Below are 22,203 nucleotides of genomic sequence, written 5' to 3'. Positions count from 1 at the left end.
TAAAAACCTAATCAGTATATTAAACTTTAATAAGCATGTTGTGGTTCTATGCGACTAGTTTCTATTCTAATATGATAAATCCATCTTTTTACGATGAGTTAATCAATGCCATCAGTTAAATATCCATTGCTCCTGCTATTACCATTATTGCTCGTTAATGGATGTCAGCGGCCAACAAATAGGGCTCCAGTAGTGGGGTCACCACAGCAGATCGAACAGCTATCTGCACTGATTTCTGGTGCTATGTATTTGCGACAAGAATGCCAAAGGGAAGATATTCCCGATGAATCAATACTCATGCAAACGGCGATGAAACTGGCAATGGAGCGAAATTGGGATACCAAAGCACCCGTTTATCAAGCGCTAAAAGGGAAAAGTCAAACACGCTATCAGGCTCTGGTGGAAGAAATTGGCATCGATAATAATCAATGTTCTTCTCTTAATCTGTTACTGGCTGATTTTGCCTATGAAGCTCGGCGCAATATGAAATGACAGTATGCTATCGTCATTAATTTCATGGTAATTATGCAGGAACAATAACCAACCGGCGAATGCCAAGAATGGGCCGAAAGGTAAAGGCGTGCTTAGCGGCCTATTTCTAAGCAAATATGTGATGAATGTAAAACTGCTCCCAGCCAGGGACGCAATCAAAAGCAAGGCCGGTAGGTCCATCCAGCCGAGCCAAGCGCCTAAGGCCGCTAGTAATTTAAAGTCGCCATAGCCTAGGGCTTCACGGCGCGTTGTCAGCCAAAATGTCCAGTAAAGGCACCATAAGACCAAATATCCACCCACTGCACCGATAACGGCATCACTGAGTGCCAAGGTTTGATCGAATAAATGAAAAATCAGGCCACCCCATAGCAAAGAAAGCGTGAGGTTATCCGGCAATAGCAAATGCTCAATATCAATTGCGGTTAACGCTATTAATGCCCATGTAAAGACTAATGCAGCCAGAAGCGTATATCCGGCAGGAATAATCATGCTGATAAATAATGTTAAAGCCACAGTCGCTAACTCGATCATGGGATAACGGAGAGAGATTTTATTTTGGCACTGTCGGCATTGTGCCTTTAGTAGAAACCAGCTGAATATAGGAATGTTATCATGCCATTTCAGTGAATGATTACAATGTGGGCAAAACGAACGCGGTATACACAAGTTAAATTCATGATGATTATTGTTCTTGAGCATAATCGGTAGTCGATGAATGACGACATTAAGAAAACTACCGATGCAAAGGCCAAGTATTGCCAAGCTACCCCACCATAGTGGAGCGACGGTTTGTAAGCTATAAAGTATATTTAACATAGTTGAATTATTCCAATGTGGTGAATTAATAAATTTGGTGTCTATCTGCATGGACTGATAGATAAAATATTGAAATATCATAGGTGCCATTAGCGATTTAGTGCATATAAATTATTCTAATTGCTGATGCCTTTCTCTTATCTTTGGCTTAAATATCATTAATTAGTTTTTTGGGGCGACAGGCTGACTTGTGTAGAGCTTAAGATGAGTACGAATAATTAGGTTTTATATTTGCTATAAGATTTAAGCGCTATGGTACCTAATTGGAGAAATCATGATATATCTAAGAGGTGATTAATATTATTGTGGATATAGTTTTTGATATATATATTTTTATTTTAGAGGGGCGGCTTTTCGCTAAACTAAGATGAATTTAAAATATGTCAAACAGTATGCGATAGTTAATATTTAGAATGAGTATTGGCAGGGTTTTATCAAGAAAATATTTTTTTATTTTTGTAAAATAAAGCCCGACAGATTTCTGCCGGACGATAAGAGTCAATCTACCTGCGGCTAATGATCAGCCGCAGCGATTACATTTAGATGCTTGGATAATCTGGAAGAAATCATTGCCTTTATCATCGACCAGAATAAAAGCCGGGAAATCTTCTACTTCGATTTTCCAGATGGCCTCCATACCCAGCTCGGGATACTCCACGCATTCCAGACTTTTAATACTGTTTTGCGCCAATACTGCAGCTGGACCACCAATACTGCCGAGATAGAAGCCGCCATGCTTCTGGCAGGCGTCCGTTACCTGTTTACTGCGGTTGCCTTTGGCGAGCATGATCATACTGCCGCCGTGGGATTGCAGTAGATCCACATAGGAATCCATTCGGCCTGCGGTGGTGGGTCCTAGGGAACCAGATGCATAACCTTCCGGTGTCTTTGCTGGGCCTGCGTAATAGATCGGGTGATCTTTGACATATTGCGGCAATCCCTCACCATTTTTCAGGCGTTCTTCCAATTTGGCGTGGGCAATATCACGGCCAACAATAATTGTACCGCTCAGAGATAGGCGCGTAGATACCGGATACTGTGACAGCTCTTTTAGGATCTCTTTCATCGGCCGGTTCAGATCGATTTTTACGACTTTACCTTCCGTGGCCTGACGTAAATGTTCGGGGATATATTGCCCTGGGTTATGTTCCAGTTTTTCCAGCCAGATGCCTTTACGGTTAATTTTGCCTTTAATATTGCGATCGGCGGAACAAGACACTCCCATTCCTACTGGGCAAGATGCGCCGTGGCGTGGCAAGCGGATTACGCGTACATCGTGGGCAAAATATTTGCCACCGAACTGCGCGCCTAACCCTAATTCCTGAGCTTCTTTCAGTAATTCCTCTTCCAACTGAATATCGCGGAAAGCTTGCCCATGCTCGTTACCTTCGGTTGGCAAACCATCGTAATATTTGGTGGAAGCCAGTTTTACCGTCTTCAGCGTGCTTTCCGCCGAAGTACCGCCGATGACAAAAGCGATATGGTAGGGCGGGCAGGCGGCGGTTCCCAAAGTGCGCATTTTCTCAACGAGGAAGGTTTTGAGTTTGCCGGGAGACAACAGTGCTTTCGTTTCCTGATACAGATAAGTTTTGTTTGCTGAACCTCCCCCCTTGGTGACGAACAGGAATTTATAGTCTTCCCCTTCGGTACTGTACAGGTCGATTTGCGCAGGCAGATTGCTGCCGGTATTGACCTCTTTATACATGTCCAGTGCGGCGTTTTGCGAGTAACGTAAGTTATCTTCAATAAAGGTGTTGTATACCCCACGGGACAAGGCTTCCGCATCATTACCGCCGGTCCAGACGCGCTGGCCTTTTTTCCCTACGATAATCGCTGTGCCGGTATCCTGACAGGTTGGCAAAATACCTTTGGCCGCGATTTCCGAGTTACGCAGAAATTGCAGAGCAACGTACTTATCGTTTTCACTGGCATCAGGATCGTCAAGAATTGCGGCGACTTGTTTTTGATGGGCTGGGCGGAGTAAAAACGATGCGTCGTGGAAAGCTTGTTGGGCGAGTAGGGTGAGGGCTTCTGGTTCGACTTTGAGAATATCATGACCTTCAAACTGCGAGACGGAGACATGATTATTGCTGACCAGGTAATACTCGGTATCATCTTCCTTTAAAGGGAAGGGGTCTTGATAGTGGAACGGTTTATTAGACATTTTCTCTCACTTGCAACATCAGTTATCGAAACTAAGGTAAATCAAGCCGGTATATTTTTTTTAAGTATCCTTTGGCTCCGATCCTACTATATGTGGCGTCAGCTAAGCGATGACGCCATTTCTTTTATAGGGGATAGATCGCATTTTCCGTATGTATTTATGGCGTAACCAGAAATAATCTGTCGTTGCTTTGAATCCCAGTGGATTATTTCTTATTTTTGAAAAAAGTCATTACACCGCCGACAACCAACCCAAGCACAATTCCGGTCAAAATCCACTCGGTTAATGTCATTTCACATTTCCTTTTTTATCAATTTGCAGGTGTTATTTTTAAATTTTTATTGGTTCTATTTACCTCTCATCGGCAATAAACCAATAAAATAGCCTGCCGTAACAGGCTTTTTAAACGATGTTAAGGATGCACTGTCTGGACGGTTTTTACGCCATTCGGTTCTACCGCCTCTAACGGAGGCATAATATCTTGAATCATCTGTTCGTCAAAACTAGGGTTAAGAGCCGGTGAAAGGGGAGAACTGACTAGGCTATCGGGCATTGCGATATGAGGCACCGGTGCGTCATTCACAAAGTCTGATTCATCCTGTTTCACTGTGCGACTGAGAGAAACCAGCGCTACACCGCATAAAGCAAAGAAAGCATATAGAATATTGCCCCCCAAAGGCGCAATCAGCGCACCGACCGCCAGTGGTCCGATACTGGCTCCCACGCCAAATGACATCAGTAAACAAGCAGCCAAAGAAACGCGTCGTTCCGGCTCAATCATATCGTTAGCCAGCGCGACGACTAATGGGTAAAGGGTAAATTGCAACATGCTAACGATGAACCCTAGACCTATTAATAAACGAAAAGGAATATGCGGCCAGATGGCCAGCGGCAGCGCGGTGATGGCAAGTAATATGGCGTTGATACGAATCAATAAAGTTCGGTTATAACGATCGGATAACCAACTCAATGGAAGCTGGGCAACCAGTCCAGCAAAAATTGACAGTGCCATGAACAGACCCGTTTGCTCAGTTGTCAGCGATTGCAGACTGGAATAGACCGGCGCAAGCCCGTAAAAAGAGCCGACAATCATGCCAATAACCAAGGTTGAGGCTAGAATTTTTGGGATAGAACGGATAAAGAATTTTAATTCCATTGGCGCTGGTGACATTTGCTGGGCATTACTACGGGTTGTTAGTGCGATAGGAACCAGGCAAAGAGCAAAGAATAAAGCTATCACCATCAATGTGCTGAGGCCCAGATCGGGCTGTAGCATCAGAACTACCTGACCTAGCGCCATACCGGCGTAGGTCGCTGCCATATAAAAACCGAATACCGCGCCACGTTGGTTCGAGGATGACTGATCGTTCAACCAGCTTTCTAGTACCATAAACTGGCACATCAGACACAGGCCAATAATTAGCCTTAGTATGACCCATGCGGGTATGTATTCCGTTAATCCGTGGCTCAATACTGCCGCGGTAATGATACCAGCACAGGCGACATAGGCGCGAATATGCCCGACTCTGGCAATAAGAAAATGACCGACTTTGCCGCCAATAACCAATCCGATGTAGTTAGCGGCAATAATGGCCCCGATCAGGGCTCCGGATACGTTAATCGATGTTAAACGCAGTGAGATATAGGTCGTCAGCAGGCCAGAACCCAACAACATGAGCACCGTCGCGGTGTAAAGTGGGAAGAATGCGTTCAGAATTTTTTTCACTATATCGTCCTGGTTTTTGTGTCCTGAAATGATCGTCGGCGTACAGGCCTAAAAGTCGGACGTAAAATCAGTCAGATAGAGAAATCACGTCACGCCAGCCTGCTCGGGTATTACCTCTCTGCAATCAATTAGATGATTTATAAGCTTCTTTGATACTACCAGCTAAGCATGATAGGTAAAGCGCTGTCCGGACAAGCACTTTGAATTCCACATGCGAAACGCCTCGCATCTATTGGCAGAAGTGCAGCACAAACTAAGAGAAGTGCTACTATCGCCACTGAAATATTTTCATAGAATAAGGGGGCATGATGAACGAACAACAACTGCGTCAGCTCAGCATTGACGCCGGTGAGTTGCTCAAGGCTCGCGGGGCCAGCGTTACCTGCGCTGAATCTTGCACCGGCGGATGGATAGCGAAAGCCTTGACGGATATCGCCGGTAGTTCGGCTTATTTCGATCGCGGATTTGTGACTTACAGTAATGAAGCAAAACACGATTTGCTTGGCGTAGCGGAAACCACCCTGGATGCGTATGGTGCAGTCAGCGAAGAGGTAGTACGTGAGATGGCCGTGGGGGCATTACACGCGGCGCAGGCTGATTTCGCACTCTCCGTTAGTGGGATTGCAGGGCCTGACGGCGGTACTGAATTTAAGCCCGTAGGTACCGTCTGGTTCGGTTTTGCAACAAAGGCTGGACAGGTATCGGCGGAGAAGCGCGCTTTTAATGGTAATCGCGATGAGATACGTTTGCAGGCCACTATTTTCGCGCTTCAGACGCTGGTTGATAAATTTCTAAAAAAATAGGCTTGATACTGTATGATTGTACAGTATAATTAGCGCTAATTTCCTGCACAAAACAACATTCAGTGGTGACGATAAGGGCGACCTTACCTTGCCAGAGAGGGAGTAAAAATGGCTATTGATGAGAACAAACAAAAGGCATTAGCAGCAGCACTGGGCCAGATTGAAAAACAATTCGGCAAAGGCGCTATTATGCGCCTTGGCGAAGACCGCTCAATGGATGTTGAAACGATTTCTACCGGCTCATTATCATTAGATATCGCTCTGGGAGCCGGTGGTTTGCCAATGGGTCGCATTGTTGAGATCTATGGCCCTGAATCATCAGGTAAAACTACCTTGACGCTGCAGGTTATCGCCGCAGCGCAACGTGAAGGTAAAACCTGTGCCTTTATTGATGCCGAGCACGCCCTTGACCCGATTTACGCGAAAAAACTAGGCGTAGATATCGATAATCTTCTGTGTTCGCAGCCTGATACCGGTGAGCAAGCGTTGGAAATTTGCGATGCGTTGACTCGTTCAGGTGCGGTTGATGTGATCATCGTTGACTCCGTAGCCGCTCTGACGCCAAAAGCAGAAATTGAAGGCGAAATTGGCGATTCTCACATGGGCCTTGCTGCTCGTATGATGAGCCAGGCTATGCGTAAGCTGGCGGGTAACCTGAAAAATGCCAACACCTTGCTGATCTTCATTAACCAGATTCGTATGAAAATTGGTGTGATGTTCGGTAACCCGGAAACCACCACCGGTGGTAACGCCCTGAAGTTCTATGCTTCCGTTCGTTTGGATATTCGCCGCATCGGTGCGGTGAAAGAAGGCGATGTGGTTGTGGGCAGTGAAACTCGCGTCAAAGTGGTTAAAAACAAAATTGCTGCGCCGTTCAAACAGGCTGAATTCCAGATTCTTTACGGTGAAGGCATTAACATCAACGGTGAATTGGTGGACTTGGGTGTTAAACATAAGCTGATTGAGAAAGCCGGTGCATGGTATAGCTACAACGGTGACAAAATCGGTCAAGGTAAAGCTAACGCCAGTAATTATTTGAAAGAAAACCCAGCTATTGCAACAGAGATCGATAAGAAACTGCGTGAAATGTTGCTGAGTGGTGCAGGTGAACAATCGACTGCGGCAGCCGGTGATTTTGCCGATGAAGCTAATGATGAGACTAGCGAAGAGTTTTAATAGGCTGAAGCTGAAGTGATAGCCGCATAGTCATAATCCTATTACTTGGCAAAATATCAACCCGATAAGCTTTGTATTGCGGTAATGCAGCAATTAGACAAATTCTGGATTGAGTTAACTCAGTTTCTGGAATCCGTGAGAATGTTAGCGCTGTCACTGCCGCAACTCGAAATTTAAGGGGATGGGATTCTCTACTTGTGATTAAAAGTAATGAATGACCTGTTAAGCCGTGCGATGAGATTGCTCTCTCAACGAGATCATAGTGAGACCGAACTGCGCCGCAAACTTGCGGCGCAGTCATTTTCGGTAAAAGGCAATTGGGGACGCGGACAGAAGAAATCCCCATCTACCGCTAAACGGGGTCAAAACCTGAATAATGGCGGTGGCGATAGCCACGACGGTCAAAGCGCTAAAAATAGCTTTTATCATCGCAGCTATAGTTCTGGTGGTAGCAGCAACGAAGAAAAAGAGACTGACAACGATACCCATGAACTGACTGACAGCCATGACGCGGCTGAGGCTATTGACCCAAAAGCTATTGATGAAGTCATTGCTTATTGCTATCAACACAACTGGCTGGATGATGCTCGTTTTGCTACCAGTTATATCAACAGCCGTAGTCGCAAAGGATATGGTGTTCAGCGCATTCGCTCTGAACTGTTGCAGAAGGGCATAGAAAAAGAACAAGCACAGGCTGCTTTTGAAATAAGTGAGATCGACTGGTGTCAGCTGGCAAAGGAAGTCGCTCAGCGCAAATTCGGTGAAACCTTACCTGTTGAATGGAAGGAAAAGGCAAAAGTTCAGCGTTATCTCCTCTATCGTGGCTTCTTTCAAGAAGAAATTCAGTCGATTTACAATGATTTTATCGAATGAATGCACACGGGATTTTACTTCCCTCTGAAGAAAATTTATCTTATTCCCACTTTTTGTTTGTGAGCTGACCGGTAGCCCCCTTTATTAAGGGGGGGCGCTATTGGCTCGCGGGCCATTCTTTTAGCTTGATTCCGGGACAATTATGAGCAAGAGCACCGCTGAGATCCGTCAAGCGTTTCTCGATTTCTTCCATAGCAAGGGACACCAGGTTGTATCAAGCAGCTCATTGGTCCCTAATAATGACCCGACATTGTTATTTACCAATGCCGGGATGAACCAGTTCAAAGATGTTTTCTTGGGCTTGGACAAACGGGCCTATACCCGTGCCACGACTTCCCAACGCTGTGTTCGCGCCGGCGGTAAGCATAACGATCTGGAAAACGTCGGTTATACCGCACGTCACCACACGTTCTTTGAAATGTTGGGTAACTTTAGCTTTGGCGATTACTTCAAACATGATGCGATTAACTTCGCATGGGAACTACTGACCAGCGAAAATTGGTTCAACCTGCCGAAAGAAAAACTGTGGGTTACCGTTTACGAAACCGATGACGAAGCCTATAACATCTGGGCAAATGACGTTGGCGTACCGCGTGAACGTATCATCCGTATCGGCGACAAAGGCGCGCCTTTTGCCTCGGATAACTTCTGGCAGATGGGTGATACCGGCCCTTGCGGCCCATGCAGCGAAATCTTCTACGATCACGGCGACCATATCTGGGGCGGCCCTCCTGGCTCACCAGAAGAAGATGGCGATCGCTACATTGAGATCTGGAACATCGTTTTCATGCAATTCAACCGTCAGTCAGATGGCACCATGTTGCCGCTGCCTAAACCATCCGTAGATACCGGTATGGGGTTGGAGCGTATTGCCGCTGTATTGCAGCACGTGAATACTAACTATGAAATCGATCTGTTCCGCGATCTGATTGCGGCCGTTGCCGAAGTGACCGGCGCTACCGATCTTAATAGCAAATCACTGCGCGTGATTGCCGATCATATCCGCTCATGCGCGTTCCTGATTTCAGACGGTGTTATTCCTTCGAATGAAAACCGCGGTTATGTGCTGCGTCGCATCATTCGTCGTGCTATTCGTCACGGAAATATTTTGGGCGCCAAAGATACCTTCTTCTACAAACTTGTAGCGCCATTGATTGCCGTTATGGGTTCAGCCGCTGATGAATTGAAACAACAGCAGGCGATGGTAGAGCAGGTTCTGAAAACTGAAGAAGAGCAGTTTGCACGGACTCTGGAACGTGGTCTGGCATTGCTGGATGAAGAGTTGAACAAGCTGACCGGCGATACGCTGGACGGTGAAACTGCATTCCGCCTGTATGATACCTATGGTTTCCCGGTTGATTTGACCGCGGACGTATGCCGTGAGCGCAATCTGAAGGTTGATGAAGCTGGTTTTGAGCAGGCAATGGAAGCTCAACGCCGTCGTGCTCGTGAATCCAGCGGTTTTGGTGCTGACTATAACAGCCTGATCCGTGTGGATACCGCGAGTGAATTCTCTGGCTATGACCATGCAGAGCAGAAAGCTACCGTTACTGCATTATTCCGCAATGGCGAAGCCGTTGATGAGATTCATGCTGGTGAAGATGCCGTGGTGATCTTGAATCAGACTCCGTTCTACGGTGAGTCTGGCGGTCAGGTTGGCGACAAAGGCCAACTGAAAAGCGCTATGGCTGATTTTATTGTCTCCGACACGCAGAAATACGGCCAGGCGATTGGTCATTTAGGCCAGTTATCTCAAGGTACTTTGCGTATCAACGATAGCGTTGATGCTATTGTAGATAGCGCTCGCCGTAATCGTATTCGTCTGAACCACTCCGCGACCCACTTATTGCACGCTGCATTGCGTAAAATACTGGGTGAGCATGTGGCTCAGAAAGGCTCATTGGTTAACGATAAATACCTGCGTTTTGACTTCTCTCATTTTGAAGCCATGAAGCCGGAACAAATTCGTCAGGTTGAAGACCTGGTGAATGCACAAATTCGCCGCAACCTGCCAATTCAAACAGAAGTTATGGAATTGGATACAGCGAAAGAAAAAGGCGCAATGGCTCTGTTCGGCGAGAAATATGACGATCAGGTGCGCGTATTGACCATGGGCGATTTCTCAACCGAACTTTGCGGTGGTATCCACGCCAATCGTACCGGTGATATTGGTCTGTTCCGTATTCTGGCTGAATCAGGTACGGCAGCAGGTATTCGTCGTATCGAAGCCGTAACGGGTGAAGGTGCTATTGCTTTGCTGCATCAGCAAAGCGATCTGTTACAGGATGTTGCCCACCTGGTGAAGGGGGATAGCAATAATCTGACAGATAAGATTCGTGCCGTATTGGATCGCAGCAAAGCGTTGGAAAGAGAGCTACAGCAGTTGAAAGACCAGCAGGCAGCGCAGGAGAGTGCTTCATTGTCCTCCTCTGCGAAAGAAGTGAAGGGCGTAAAACTGTTGGTTAGCAAACTGGATAACGTTGAAGCGAAAATGCTGCGTACCATGGTTGACGATCTGAAGAATCAGCTGGGTTCTGCCATTATCGTTCTGGCTACGACCGCAGACGATAAGGTAAGCCTGATTGTAGGTGTGACCAAAGATTTGACCAACCGAGTCAAAGCAGGTGAGTTGATTGCCGATATTGCCCAGCAGGTGGGCGGTAAAGGTGGTGGACGCCCTGATATGGCTCAGGCTGGAGGTTCGGATGTTCAGGCTCTGCCCGCCGCGCTGGCTAGCGTAGAAGCGTGGGTCGCGTCTCGGCTGTAAGCATGCAATGATCGTGTAAAATAAATGCGCCATACCTCAAAGAAGAGTATGGCGCTTTTCAATTTTCTTGTCATAGGTCGGTTACAAAGTTAAACGCAAATTTGTTCGTGTCGTCTAAACTTGTATTAGTTAGAGGCGCGACCAAGCTACTTACATTTTATGTGGGGGCGATGGCTTACGTTTTCACGGTGTATGATGGATAATGGCGGGGAAACTGAGAGACCCGACTCTTTTAATTTTTCAAGGAGCAAAGAATGCTTATTCTGACTCGTCGAGTTGGTGAAACACTCATGATTGGCGATGAGGTTACGGTTACTGTATTAGGAGTTAAAGGCAACCAAGTTCGAATTGGTGTGAATGCTCCGAAAGAAGTTTCTGTTCACCGTGAAGAAATCTACCAACGTATTCAAGCAGAGAAGTCTCAACCGACGACTTACTGATATTGAAGCAGCGTCTCGTGGTATGCGAGACGCTACTGCTCTCTCCCCAAATTCTATTCCCTGCATCATTTCTCACTCGCTCATCGCTATTTTCTCGCTTTTCTTCCAAGATCTAACTCGCCTCAGTAATATTCCTTCAATTCTTTTACAGCGCTATTTCACAGGCACCCTTATCTCGCCTGTTGATAAAATACTCTTTTCGATGTCAAATTGCGCATCTTGGCTGTGAATTGTGCAAGTAAACGTTTGTTGGGAAAAATTGTTTGACTTATAAGTGCAGGAAAGTAATATGTGCGCCACGCAGTGCCGATGAGCTTCTTTAAAAGCAAGTTAGGCACAATTCGAAAGAAGCGTATGGTGAGGTGGCCGAGAGGCTGAAGGCGCTCCCCTGCTAAGGGAGTATACGGTCAAAAGCTGTATCGAGGGTTCGAATCCCTCCCTCACCGCCATTTACTATGCACCCATAGCTCAGCTGGATAGAGTACTCGGCTACGAACCGAGCGGTCGGAAGTTCGAATCTTCCTGGGTGCACCATATTTTGCAGTATGGTGAAATAGTTAAATGACTGTCAGATAGTATCAGAGATTTATTTGCACCCATAGCTCAGCTGGATAGAGTACTCGGCTACGAACCGAGCGGTCGGAAGTTCGAATCTTCCTGGGTGCACCATCTTTGTTGTTATAGTTTCACTTGGTGAAACGCTTCGCAGTAAAAATCAAACGCACCCATAGCTCAGCTGGATAGAGTACTCGGCTACGAACCGAGCGGTCGGAAGTTCGAATCTTCCTGGGTGCACCATATTAAGAGACCTCGCTACGGCGGGGTTTTCTGTTTTTAAGTCTCGGAGAACGCGGTAGAACCGAGCGGTCGGAAGTTCGAGCCGAGCGTAGCGAGACAACGTTGCTTCAGCAACGGCCCGAAGGGCGAGGCGTTAGCCGAGTCATCTTCCTGGGTGCACCATATTAAGAAACCTCGCTACGGCGGGGTTTTCTGTTTTCTGGCTATTTGAAATAGCATCCAGCCTGATTTGGTCGGCTAGACCCCGCGAGTGCCAGTAGAACGCCACAGACTTTTTTTCCGCTATCTGAATTTCTCCTACCTATGGAAAATATCAAGATTGGACGATGCGGTTATAAATTCACCAGTTCTATACCTCATCAAATTGCTTGTACTGGATAATGAATTCCCATCCAGTTGATTTTATTACGCTCACCTAATGACCATCTTTAACCGAAATAACGCTTTTTATGATTAAATACAGATGGTTATACAGTAAGCGACAATTTAATGAGTTTGCGATAAAGTAGCTTTTCCTTTTCTCAATGATCCTGGGATAAAGATGTACGATCGCTATGACGGCTTGATCTTCGATATGGATGGCACGATTTTGGATACTGAATCCACCCATCGCCAAGCCTGGCGGAGGGTGTTGATGCCCCACGGTATTCAATTTGATGAGCAAGCTATGGTGGCGCTCAATGGCTCTCCAACCTGGCGAATTGCTGAGGTGATTATTCATAATCATCGGTTGAAGTTAGATCCTCATCTGTTAGCCGCGGAGAAAACGGCAGCGGTGAGGGCGATGCTGTTGGATAACGTCAAGCCGCTCCCGCTCATTGACGTGGTTAAGGCTTATCATGGCCGCAGACCTATGGCGGTGGGAACCGGAAGCGAGCACAGTATGGCTGAGGCGCTGTTGCGACATTTGGGCCTTCGGGATTACTTCGATGTCATCGTCGGTGCTGATGACGTTACCCGGCATAAGCCGGAACCCGACACATTTTTGCGCTGTGCCGAATTGCTCGGCGTGGTGCCGGAGCGCTGTGTCGTGTTCGAAGACGCTGATTTCGGCGTAGAAGCGGCAAAGCGGGCGAAGATGGACGTGGTGGATGTACGTCTGCTGTGAGTAGCACGCTGGCTGTAGTATCGTTATTTGGTAGCAGTTTTCTTAGCGCGACGCTCTTACCTGGAAGTTCCGAAATTCTATTAGTGACCTTGCTAACTGCGGGCAGTGCGCCCGCGGTGATATTAGTGTTATCTGCGACCGTAGGTAATACGCTGGGTGGCTTAACAAATGTAGTTATAGGCCGCCTGTTACCGGCGTTAAAACCGCAGCGCGGGCTGGATATGACGTTGGGCTGGCTCCAGCGTTTTGGCCCAGCCGCTCTCTTGCTGAGTTGGTTGCCGGTGGTAGGCGATTTGATGTGTGTGTTGGCAGGCTGGCTGCGTATGCCCTGGGCTCTGGTGGTTTTTTTTCTGTGTGTGGGAAAAGCCGTGCGTTACATCGTTATTACTGTGTTAACGCTGGAAGGGATTGCCTGGTGGCAATAAAGATGTGATGACTTCACATAGTCACATTGACGCAGTTTCAGTATGCTTACGGGCTATGGTTTTTAAGAGCGGGAGGTCGATTTGATCCCGGACGTATCACAGGCGCTTTCTTGGTTGGAAGCGCATCCTAATGCATTAAAAGGAATCCGCCGCGGCATTGAGCGGGAAACATTGCGTGTGACCGCTGATGGCCAACTGGCTGCGACGGGACACCCTGAGTCACTCGGGGCGGCGTTGACACATCAATGGATCACGACTGATTTTGCCGAAGCTTTACTGGAGTTTATCACTCCGGTAGACGGCGATATCGATCATTTGCTGGCTTTTTTGCGTGATATTCATCGTTACACTGCGCGTAAACTTGGCGATGAGCGTATGTGGCCACTCAGCATGCCGTGCTTTATCGGTGCTGAGCAGGATATCGAACTCGCTAAATACGGTTCTTCCAACGTTGGACGCTTCAAGACGCTGTACCGTGAAGGATTGAAAAACCGCTATGGCGCGCTGATGCAAACCATTTCCGGCGTACATTACAACTTCTCACTGCCTATTGAGTTTTGGCAGGCGTGGGCGGGTGTGGAAGACGAACAAAGTGGTAAAGAAGAGATCTCTGCCGGTTATTTCCGCCTGATCCGTAACTATTATCGCTTTGGCTGGGTGATTCCGTATCTGTTTGGTGCTTCGCCAGCGATTTGCTCTTCATTTTTGCAAGGACGTGAGACCGCATTGCCTTTTGAGCGTAATGATAACGGTATGTGCTATTTGCCTTATGCCACGTCTTTACGCCTGAGTGATTTGGGTTACACCAATAAATCACAGAGCAATTTGGGCATTACTTTTAATGATTTGAATACTTATGTTGATGGATTGAAACGTGCAATCCATACGCCTTCGGAAGAGTATGCTGCGCTGGGGCTGAAAGATGGCGATCGCTACTTACAGCTCAATAGCAATGTATTGCAAATCGAAAATGAGCTATATGCTCCGATTCGACCAAAACGCGTAACTAAATCAGGTGAGTCACCTTCAGACGCGTTGCTGCGCGGCGGGATCGAATATATCGAAGTGCGCTCGCTGGATATCAATCCGTTCTCTCCAATTGGTGTTGATGCCGTACAGGCTCGTTTCCTCGATCTATTTTTGATCTGGTGCGTGCTGGCCGATGCGCCGGAAATGAGCAGCGATGAGCTACTTTGTACGCGTAAAAACTGGAATCGTGTGATTCTGGAAGGGCGTAAACCCGGTCAGACTATTGGTATTGGCTGCGATAGCACTCGTGAACCGTTAGATAAAGTCGGTAAAGCGCTGTTTAACGACCTGCGCCGGGTGGCAGAAGTGCTGGACGGCAAAGACAGCCGGGCTTATCAGGATGTATGTGATGAGCTAGTTGCTTCCTTCGATAATCCGGATCTGACATTCTCTGCTCGTATTTTACAGGCAATGAAAGCGGAAGGAATCGGCGGTGTTGGGCTGGATTTGGCTGAACGCTATCGCGAAATATTACGCAGTGAGCCGTTGGAAATATTGACTGAAGAACAGCTGTCAGCTGAACGTGACAGTTCCTGGATTCGGCAAGGTGAGCTAGAACGTGGTGATGAGCTAAGCTTTGAAGAGTATCTGGCGATACACGCAGGTCGCTAGAAAAAGAAAAGGCCACAATCAATGTGGCCAAATTAACATCGCTGTATACAGGGATGATGATAACAAATGCGCGTCTTTCACATATTAAGACGGCGGTGATTTAAAAAAGTTTCATTGGGTTCGAAAAAAAATTCTTCTGCGAGAAATGATTTTTTTTGAGGAGGTAACAAGATGCCATTATTGGACAGTTTTACAGTTGACCACACCATTATGAAAGCACCGGCCGTTCGCGTTGCTAAGACGATGAAAACCTCTCACGGCGATGCAATCACCGTGTTTGATTTACGTTTCTGCGTGCCAAATAAAGAAGTTTTGCCGGAGAAAGGTATTCATACGCTGGAGCATTTATTCGCAGGTTTTATGCGTGATCATCTGAATGGTCAGGGCGTGGAAATTATTGATATCTCCCCAATGGGCTGCCGTACCGGTTTCTATATGAGCCTGATTGGCACACCTGACGAGCAGCGTGTGGCAGAAGCGTGGAAAGCGGCGATGGCTGATGTGCTGAAAGTCACCGACCAGCGTAAAATTCCTGAGCTGAATGAATATCAGTGTGGGACTTACCAAATGCATTCACTGGAAGAAGCGCAGGAAATTGCCAAAAACATCATAGAGCGTGGTGTGCGGATAAACCATAACGATGAGTTGGCATTACCGAAAGAGAAACTGACTGAACTGCATATCTAGCACCGTTGGTATGCCGGAAAACAAAAAAGACGCGAGAGCGTCTTTTTTATTGAGAGTATGTTTATCGCGCGCGAGTTAATCACTCTACGGTTATTCCTGCGGATTAAGCGATGAATGCGGATGATCGACCGGAGTCACTCTGACCTGTTTAATCATATTGTCCTGTACGTCCAATACTTCGATCTCGTAATGGCCGATGCGGACCTGAGCGTTAATTTCAGGGATATCTTCCAGCGTTTCCAGTAGCATGCCGTTAATGGTGCGGGCGTCGACCGGCAGCGACCAATTAAAGGCTTTATTCAGTTCCCGAACATTGGCGGTGCCGTCGATAATTACTGAGCCATCACTTTGTGGATTCACTTCTTCCGCTAACGTAGGGGACATTGATGTAGTGAAATCTCCGACAATTTCTTCCAGGATATCTTCTACCGTAACCAGTCCTTGAATATCGCCGTATTCATCGACAATCATGCCGACTTTTTCTTTATTGCGCTGGAATTTGACCAGTTGAACGTTCAGCGGTGTGCCTTCTGGAATGAAATAGATTTCATCCGCCGCGCGCAGTAGGTTTTCTTTGTTGAACTCTTTTTTCTCGGTCATCAGTCGGTAGGCTTCACGCACTCGTAGCATCCCAATCGCGTCATCCAGCGATTGGCGATACAGCACAATGCGTCCGTGAGGGGAATGAGTTAGCTGGCGCATAATGGACTTCCAGTCATCATTGATATCGATGCCAACCACTTCATTGCGCGGCACCATAATGTCGCTGACTGTGACTTTTTCCAGATCCAGCACCGATATCAGCATGTCCTGATTACGACGGGAAATTTGCGAGTGTGATTCATTCACGATACTGCGTAATTCGTCTTTACTTACTGCATCGCTGACATGAACATTGCCTTTGATACCGCACAGGCGCATCAGCAAGCGCGTAATGCTGTTCAGCAACCAGACCAGCGGCAGCATGATTTTCTGCAAAGGAGCCAATAGTACGCTACTAGGGAAGGCGACGCGCTCAGGATAGAGCGCAGCGATGGTTTTTGGCATCACTTCAGCAAAAATCAGCACCACAAAGGTCAATACGCCAGTGGCAACTGCCACGCCTGCGTTACCGTACAGTCGAATTCCAACGATGGTAGCTAGCGCCGATGCGAGAATGTTAACCAGGTTATTGCCAATAAGAACCAGACTAATTAGTCGGTCCGGGCGGCGTAATAGTTTTTCCACACGGCGGGCAGAACGGTTTCCTTGCTTGGCCAAATGGCGTAGGCGGTAGCGGTTTAGCGTCATCATGCCGGTTTCTGAGGCTGAGAAGTACGCCGATACCACGACCATAATGATCAGAATGATGATAAGTGTACTGGTAGAGACCTGGTCCAACGCAATATTCCTTATAGCGATAGATGAAGGCTCCGGTCAGGGTAACAGGAGCCGTAGGTTGGGCGGAAGAGTGTCGTTAGTCGTTAGCCGATCATGATTTCTTGCAGCAGGCGGCTGCCGAAATAGGCTAGAGTCAGTAAGAATGCACCGGCAAAGCTGAACCAGACCACGCGGCGGCCGCGCCACCCTTCGTGATAATGACCCCACAGTAGAATAATGTAGACAAACCACGCCATAATCGACAGCACGGCTTTATGGATATTCTCTTTGCTGAACAAATTATCCATATATAACAAACCGGTACAGAGCGTTAACGTCAGCAGCACTACGCCAATTTGCGTAATGTGAAACATTTTTCGCTCAATGCTCATCAGTGGCGGCATATCGGCGGTGAATGTCAGCTTTTTATTCTTTAGCAGATAATCCAGCCAGGCGAGCTGCATGGCATACAGCGCGGCAATAATCAGCGTGGCATAACCCAATAGCGCAAGCCCAATATGGATAAATAACGCCGGGCTGCCTTCCAGATGGGTAATGAATTCGCCGGGCATCAGACTGGCGAGGGCCAGATTGATCATGGCAAAGCTGTAAACGATCGGCAGCAGGAACCAGCCGCGCCCACGAGAGGCAACGAATGTCATGATCGAGCAGATCATCAAACCGACAATAGAGCCAATATTCAGCAAAGTCAGGTTTTGACCATCGCCAACATCAAATATTTGATGTTTCAGTGCAATGCCATGGCAAACCAGCGCCACTACGGCAGAAACCAGGGCTAGCCGTCGGTAAGCGCTGCTCTTCCTCACCAAACTGGGAATAATCAGTCCCAGACTAAGTAAATAGGCAACTAGAGCCAAAATAGAGAACACGGGCATAGCGGTTAATAGGTATCGGCTGAGTGAATTAGATAACCAGTATAACGTTAGCTGCGCCATGCTCCAACCGTTCTCCTACGTGAAGGCAGAGATCGCGCGCGCTTCGTGTTATAATCCCGCCATTGTGTCGCCCGGGCGGCCTGTTTCCACGTTGAGCATGAGACGATGTTTGAGAACTTAACCGATCGATTATCGCGCACACTGCGCAATATCAGCGGCCGTGGCCGGCTGACAGAAGAAAATATTAAAGAAACCCTGCGTGAAGTCCGCATGGCATTGCTTGAGGCCGACGTTGCCTTGCCGGTGGTTCGCGACTTTATCAACCGTGTTAAAGAGCGTGCAGTTGGCCATGAGGTCAATAAAAGCCTTACGCCGGGCCAGGAATTCGTAAAAATTGTTAAGAATGAGCTGATTGGCGCCATGGGCGAGATCAATAATGAGCTCAATCTGGCAGCCCAACCGCCGGCGGTCGTTTTGATGGCCGGTCTGCAAGGCGCGGGTAAAACAACCAGCGTAGCTAAGCTGGGTAAGTTCCTGAGAGAAAAACAGAAGAAAAAAGTGCTGGTGGTTTCTGCCGACGTTTATCGCCCTGCGGCGATTAAACAGTTGGAAACGCTGGCGCAACAGGTTGGCGTTGAATTCTTCCCGTCGGATGTGCAGGAAAAACCGATTGATATTGTTAATCGGGCTTTACAGCAGGCGAAACTGAAATTCTTTGATGTGCTGATCGTCGATACTGCCGGTCGTTTGCACGTTGATGAAGCCATGATGGACGAAATCAAACAGATTCATGCCGCGATTAATCCGGTAGAAACGCTGTTTGTTGTCGATGCCATGACCGGTCAGGATGCTGCCAACACGGCGAAAGCGTTTAACGAAGCGCTGCCGTTGACTGGCGTGGTACTGACCAAGGTAGACGGTGATGCTCGTGGTGGTGCCGCGCTGTCGATTCGTCATATCACCGGTAAGCCGATTAAATTCCTCGGTGTGGGCGAGAAAACCGAAGCGTTGGAGCCATTCCATCCGGATCGCGTCGCTTCCCGTATTTTGGGGATGGGCGATGTTCTCTCCCTGATTGAAGACATTGAAAGCAAAGTTGACCGCGCACAGGCGGAAAAATTAGCGACCAAGCTGAAGAAAGGCGACGGGTTTGACCTGAACGACTTCCTAGATCAGTTAAAACAAATGCGCAATATGGGTGGCATGGCCAGCATGTTGAGCAAGATGCCCGGTGCAGGCCAGTTGCCTGATAACGTGAAATCTCAAATGGATGACAAAGTGACGGTGCGGATGGAGGCCATCATCAACTCGATGACGCTGAAAGAACGTGCCAAGCCGGAAATCATCAAAGGTTCTCGCAAGCGCCGCATCGCAGCGGGTTCCGGTATGCAGGTTCAGGATGTGAACCGCCTGCTGAAACAGTTCGATGACATGCAGCGCATGATGAAGAAAATGAAAAACGGCGGTCTGGCCAAAATGATGCGTGGCATGAAAGGTATGATGCCACCGGGTTTCCCTGGCCGTTAATGCCCTCATTCGCTCTGATAAGCATTCAGGAGAAAAGGGTTATCAATTTCCCGCCAGAAACGGCGGTAAACGATGAAAATTGGCCTCATTATAAAAGTAGCGGACAGGAATCTACGCTTTAGATTGCTTTTTGCGCCAAAATGAGTAAAATTTTCGGGCTTTTTATATTGCAACTGAACCCCGTTCCCCGATGGGGTTCAGTTGTTTTATTAACTAAAGAGGATGTTATGGTAACAATTCGTTTGGCTCGTGGCGGCGCTAAAAAGCGTCCGTTCTATCAAGTAGTAGTGACCGACAGCCGTAATGCTCGTGACGGTCGTTTCATCGAACGTGTAGGCTTCTTTAACCCGATCGCATCTGGTCAGGCTGAAGCACTGCGTTTGGACCTGGACCGTATCGAACATTGGATCGGCCTGGGCGCAACCGTTTCTGATCGCGTTTCTGCGCTGATCAAAGACGCTAAGAAAGCAGCTTAATCTGTCGCGGTGGTGGTTATTATGAGCAAACAACTCAATCCAGTGGTTCCCGAGCAGCCGATTGTTCTCGGCAAAATGGGTTCAACTTACGGCATTCGCGGTTGGCTCAGAGTATTTTCATCCACCGAGAACGCCGAAAGCATTTTTGACTATCAGCCGTGGTTTATCCAGCAGGCCGGTAAGTGGCAGCACGTCGAGTTGGAAGACTGGAAGCGCCACAGTCAGGATTTGATCATCAAAGTCAAAGGCGTTGACGATCGGGATGCTGCGAATCTGCTAACTAATTGCGAAATTATGGTGGATTCGAAACAATTACCAGAACTAGAAGGTGATGATTACTACTGGAAAGACCTTATGGGCTGTCAGGTAGTAACCACAACCGGTTATGAACTGGGTAAAATCATCGATATGATGGAAACCGGTTCTAACGATGTAATGGTAGTCAAAGCAAACCTGAAAGATGCATTCGGTATGAAGGAGCGGTTGGTCCCGTTTCTTCATGGGCAGGTTATCAAGAATGTCGATCTCACTGCTCAACGTGTTGAAGTAGATTGGGATCCTGGTTTTTGACCTCTGAATTAAACGGCAACGGCGAGTGGAACAAAACGATGTGGATTGGTGTTATCAGCCTGTTTCCTGAGATGTTCCGCGCAATAACCGATTTTGGGGTAACTGGCCGGGCAGTAAAAAATGGCCTGCTGAGCGTGCAGTGTTGGAGTCCTCGTGACTTTACCTACGATCGGCATCGTACCGTGGATGACCGCCCATACGGCGGTGGCCCGGGAATGCTGATGATGGTGCAACCGTTAAGGGAAGCCATTCATGCAGCAAAAGCAGCGGCAGGCGAGGGAGCAAAGGTGATTTATCTGTCACCTCAAGGACGCAAACTGGACCAACAGGGTGTCTGCGAACTGGCAACCAACCAGAAGATGATTTTGGTGTGTGGTCGGTACGAAGGTATTGATGAGCGCGTAATCAAAACCGAAATTGATGAAGAATGGTCAATTGGGGATTACGTTCTCAGCGGCGGTGAGCTGCCGGCAATGACTCTGATCGATTCTGTATCCCGCTTTATACCGGGCGTACTGGGTCATCAGGCCTCGGCTGAGGAAGATTCCTTCGCTGATGGATTGCTGGATTGCCCGCACTATACCCGTCCGGAGGTGTTGGAAGGGATGGAAGTTCCGCCAGTATTACTGTCGGGCAACCATGCTGAGATTCGTCGCTGGCGCTTAAAGCAGTCGCTGGGCCGTACCTGGCTTAGAAGACCTGAACTTCTAGAAAGCCTAGCTCTGACTGACGAGCAAATGGTGTTGCTGGCTGAGTTCCGAAAGGAGCAAGAGGCCTGAGCGACAGAACTATGAAAGGAACGTTTCGCCGTGTGCAAACGATCCTGATATATCAGTTTACCTAGGGTAAGAGACTTATTATGAGCAATATTATCAAGCAAATCGAACAAGAGCAGATGAAGCAAGACGTACCTGCATTCCGTCCGGGTGATTCCGTGGAAGTTAAGGTATGGGTCGTTGAAGGTGCTAAAAAACGTCTGCAGGCATTCGAGGGCGTGGTTATCGCAATCCGTAACCGCGGTCTGCACTCTGCATTCACTGTTCGTAAAATTTCCAACGGCGAAGGTGTTGAGCGTGTATTCCAAACTCACTCCCCAGTAATCGACAGCATTACTGTTAAGCGCCGTGGTGCCGTTCGTCAAGCGAAACTGTACTACCTGCGTGAGCGTACTGGTAAGTCTGCTCGTATCAAAGAGCGTCTTAACCGTATTAACTAAGATACAGCTCAGGCTTCATCCAATAGTTAATAGTTATCAAGGGGTTGGCCATTGGCTGACCCCTTTTTTTATCTGTAAAGTCTCTCAATGTTCCCGCTTACCTTTCTTATTGATATAAACCGCCATTCCGGCTACCTCCGTTATTTTGTTTATATTTTTTGCGCGTCGCCTCGAATAAACCAAGTAAATGCTTTGATAATGAGGTTGACTCTGGCTAGGCTGTATCTCAATCAATTGAAAGCT

The 22,203-nt window shown here is 47.7% G+C and carries 20 protein-coding genes, 4 tRNA genes and 1 other RNA gene; 20 read left to right on the top strand and 5 right to left on the bottom strand.

The features are described 5' to 3' along the window. Positions 1-192 precede the first annotated feature (192 nt). Positions 193-492, top strand: coding sequence for a type II secretion system pilot lipoprotein GspS (gene gspS / locus AD970_RS15760; RefSeq protein WP_235786948.1), 300 nt, complete (start codon positions 193-195; stop codon positions 490-492). Here gspS and AD970_RS15755 read toward each other — a convergent pair. The 3 genes from AD970_RS15755 to AD970_RS15745 form a co-directional block, all read right to left on the bottom strand. Continuing rightward, the gene (locus AD970_RS15755) at positions 448-1,308 is read right to left on the bottom strand and encodes a prepilin peptidase (RefSeq protein WP_049601353.1); all 861 of its coding nucleotides are present in this window, start codon (positions 1,306-1,308) and stop codon (positions 448-450) included. The genes gspS and AD970_RS15755 overlap by 45 nt on opposite strands. A gap of 520 nt (positions 1,309-1,828) precedes the next feature. Next, the gene (fumA, locus tag AD970_RS15750) at positions 1,829-3,472 is read right to left on the bottom strand and encodes a class I fumarate hydratase FumA (protein WP_049601127.1); all 1,644 of its coding nucleotides are present in this window, start codon (positions 3,470-3,472) and stop codon (positions 1,829-1,831) included. Between the two features lie 412 nt (positions 3,473-3,884). Beyond that, a complete protein-coding gene (locus tag AD970_RS15745; protein ID WP_049601125.1) occupies positions 3,885-5,198 on the bottom strand; it encodes an MFS transporter in 1,314 nt (437 codons plus the stop codon). Between the two features lie 308 nt (positions 5,199-5,506). Between AD970_RS15745 and pncC the strand changes: the two genes are divergently transcribed. From pncC to luxS, 14 genes are all read left to right on the top strand, one after another. Further along, a complete protein-coding gene (gene pncC / locus AD970_RS15740) occupies positions 5,507-6,001 on the top strand; it encodes a nicotinamide-nucleotide amidase (protein WP_049601123.1) in 495 nt (164 codons plus the stop codon). 108 nt (positions 6,002-6,109) lie between these two features. After that, positions 6,110-7,177 (top strand): recombinase RecA, encoded by a 1,068-nt coding sequence (gene recA / locus AD970_RS15735; protein WP_049601121.1) that lies wholly within the window; start codon positions 6,110-6,112, stop codon positions 7,175-7,177. Between the two features lie 210 nt (positions 7,178-7,387). Further along, entirely contained in the window at positions 7,388-8,050 is a 663-nt protein-coding gene (gene recX, locus AD970_RS15730; protein WP_049601118.1) for a recombination regulator RecX, read from the top strand. A 142-nt stretch (positions 8,051-8,192) separates the two neighbouring features. Beyond that, positions 8,193-10,817 carry an alanine--tRNA ligase gene (gene alaS, locus AD970_RS15725; protein WP_049601116.1) on the top strand — a complete coding sequence of 875 codons (2,625 nt, stop codon included), beginning with the start codon at positions 8,193-8,195 and terminating at the stop codon, positions 10,815-10,817. Positions 10,818-11,071: 254 nt separating this feature from the next. Further along, positions 11,072-11,257 carry a carbon storage regulator CsrA gene (gene csrA / locus AD970_RS15720; RefSeq protein ID WP_002209449.1) on the top strand — a complete coding sequence of 62 codons (186 nt, stop codon included), beginning with the start codon at positions 11,072-11,074 and terminating at the stop codon, positions 11,255-11,257. Positions 11,258-11,613: 356 nt separating this feature from the next. After that, positions 11,614-11,706: transfer RNA gene (locus AD970_RS15715), tRNA-Ser, on the top strand. An 8-nt stretch (positions 11,707-11,714) separates the two neighbouring features. Beyond that, positions 11,715-11,791 (top strand) — tRNA-Arg (locus AD970_RS15710). A gap of 58 nt (positions 11,792-11,849) precedes the next feature. Next, a tRNA-Arg gene (locus AD970_RS15705) sits at positions 11,850-11,926 on the top strand. A 52-nt stretch (positions 11,927-11,978) separates the two neighbouring features. Further along, a tRNA-Arg gene (locus tag AD970_RS15700) sits at positions 11,979-12,055 on the top strand. A 35-nt stretch (positions 12,056-12,090) separates the two neighbouring features. Then, positions 12,091-12,217, top strand: a non-coding RNA gene (locus AD970_RS19040) — RtT sRNA. A 379-nt stretch (positions 12,218-12,596) separates the two neighbouring features. After that, a complete protein-coding gene (yqaB, locus tag AD970_RS15695; protein WP_049601114.1) occupies positions 12,597-13,163 on the top strand; it encodes a fructose-1-phosphate/6-phosphogluconate phosphatase in 567 nt (188 codons plus the stop codon). Then, complete coding sequence (locus AD970_RS15690; protein WP_049601111.1) at positions 13,160-13,588, top strand: YqaA family protein; 429 nt, start codon at positions 13,160-13,162, stop codon at positions 13,586-13,588. Before yqaB ends, AD970_RS15690 begins: the two co-directional genes overlap by 4 nt. Before the next feature lie 81 nt (positions 13,589-13,669). Beyond that, complete coding sequence (gshA, locus tag AD970_RS15685) at positions 13,670-15,229, top strand: glutamate--cysteine ligase (RefSeq protein WP_049601108.1); 1,560 nt, start codon at positions 13,670-13,672, stop codon at positions 15,227-15,229. A 171-nt stretch (positions 15,230-15,400) separates the two neighbouring features. After that, positions 15,401-15,916 carry an S-ribosylhomocysteine lyase gene (gene luxS, locus AD970_RS15680; RefSeq protein WP_049601106.1) on the top strand — a complete coding sequence of 172 codons (516 nt, stop codon included), beginning with the start codon at positions 15,401-15,403 and terminating at the stop codon, positions 15,914-15,916. Positions 15,917-16,006: 90 nt separating this feature from the next. Here the strand turns inward: luxS and AD970_RS15675 are convergent, their stop codons facing one another. Next, entirely contained in the window at positions 16,007-17,296 is a 1,290-nt protein-coding gene (locus AD970_RS15675) for an HlyC/CorC family transporter (RefSeq protein ID WP_049601103.1), read from the bottom strand. 83 nt (positions 17,297-17,379) lie between these two features. Further along, complete coding sequence (locus AD970_RS15670; protein ID WP_049601350.1) at positions 17,380-18,171, bottom strand: cytochrome C assembly family protein; 792 nt, start codon at positions 18,169-18,171, stop codon at positions 17,380-17,382. Positions 18,172-18,336: 165 nt separating this feature from the next. On the opposite strand from AD970_RS15670, the gene ffh reads away from it, so the two are divergent. From ffh to rplS, 5 genes are all read left to right on the top strand, one after another. After that, entirely contained in the window at positions 18,337-19,698 is a 1,362-nt protein-coding gene (gene ffh, locus AD970_RS15665) for a signal recognition particle protein (RefSeq protein ID WP_049601101.1), read from the top strand. Between the two features lie 227 nt (positions 19,699-19,925). Continuing rightward, the gene (gene rpsP / locus AD970_RS15660) at positions 19,926-20,174 is read left to right on the top strand and encodes a 30S ribosomal protein S16 (protein ID WP_004877236.1); all 249 of its coding nucleotides are present in this window, start codon (positions 19,926-19,928) and stop codon (positions 20,172-20,174) included. A gap of 21 nt (positions 20,175-20,195) precedes the next feature. Then, positions 20,196-20,744: a ribosome maturation factor RimM gene (rimM, locus tag AD970_RS15655; protein WP_049601098.1), complete on the top strand. Its 549-nt coding sequence runs from the start codon at positions 20,196-20,198 to the stop codon at positions 20,742-20,744. A 38-nt stretch (positions 20,745-20,782) separates the two neighbouring features. Beyond that, positions 20,783-21,523: a tRNA (guanosine(37)-N1)-methyltransferase TrmD gene (gene trmD, locus AD970_RS15650; protein ID WP_049601097.1), complete on the top strand. Its 741-nt coding sequence runs from the start codon at positions 20,783-20,785 to the stop codon at positions 21,521-21,523. An 80-nt stretch (positions 21,524-21,603) separates the two neighbouring features. Continuing rightward, complete coding sequence (gene rplS / locus AD970_RS15645) at positions 21,604-21,960, top strand: 50S ribosomal protein L19 (protein ID WP_004877229.1); 357 nt, start codon at positions 21,604-21,606, stop codon at positions 21,958-21,960. The last annotated feature ends 243 nt before the right edge of the window (positions 21,961-22,203 follow it).

The sequence above is a fragment of the Yersinia nurmii genome, assembly GCF_001112925.1.
Classification (GTDB): Bacteria; Pseudomonadota; Gammaproteobacteria; order Enterobacterales; family Enterobacteriaceae; genus Yersinia; species Yersinia nurmii.
The sequence above is the reverse complement of the archived record's forward strand: the minus strand, read 5'-3'. Positions and strand labels throughout refer to the sequence as shown.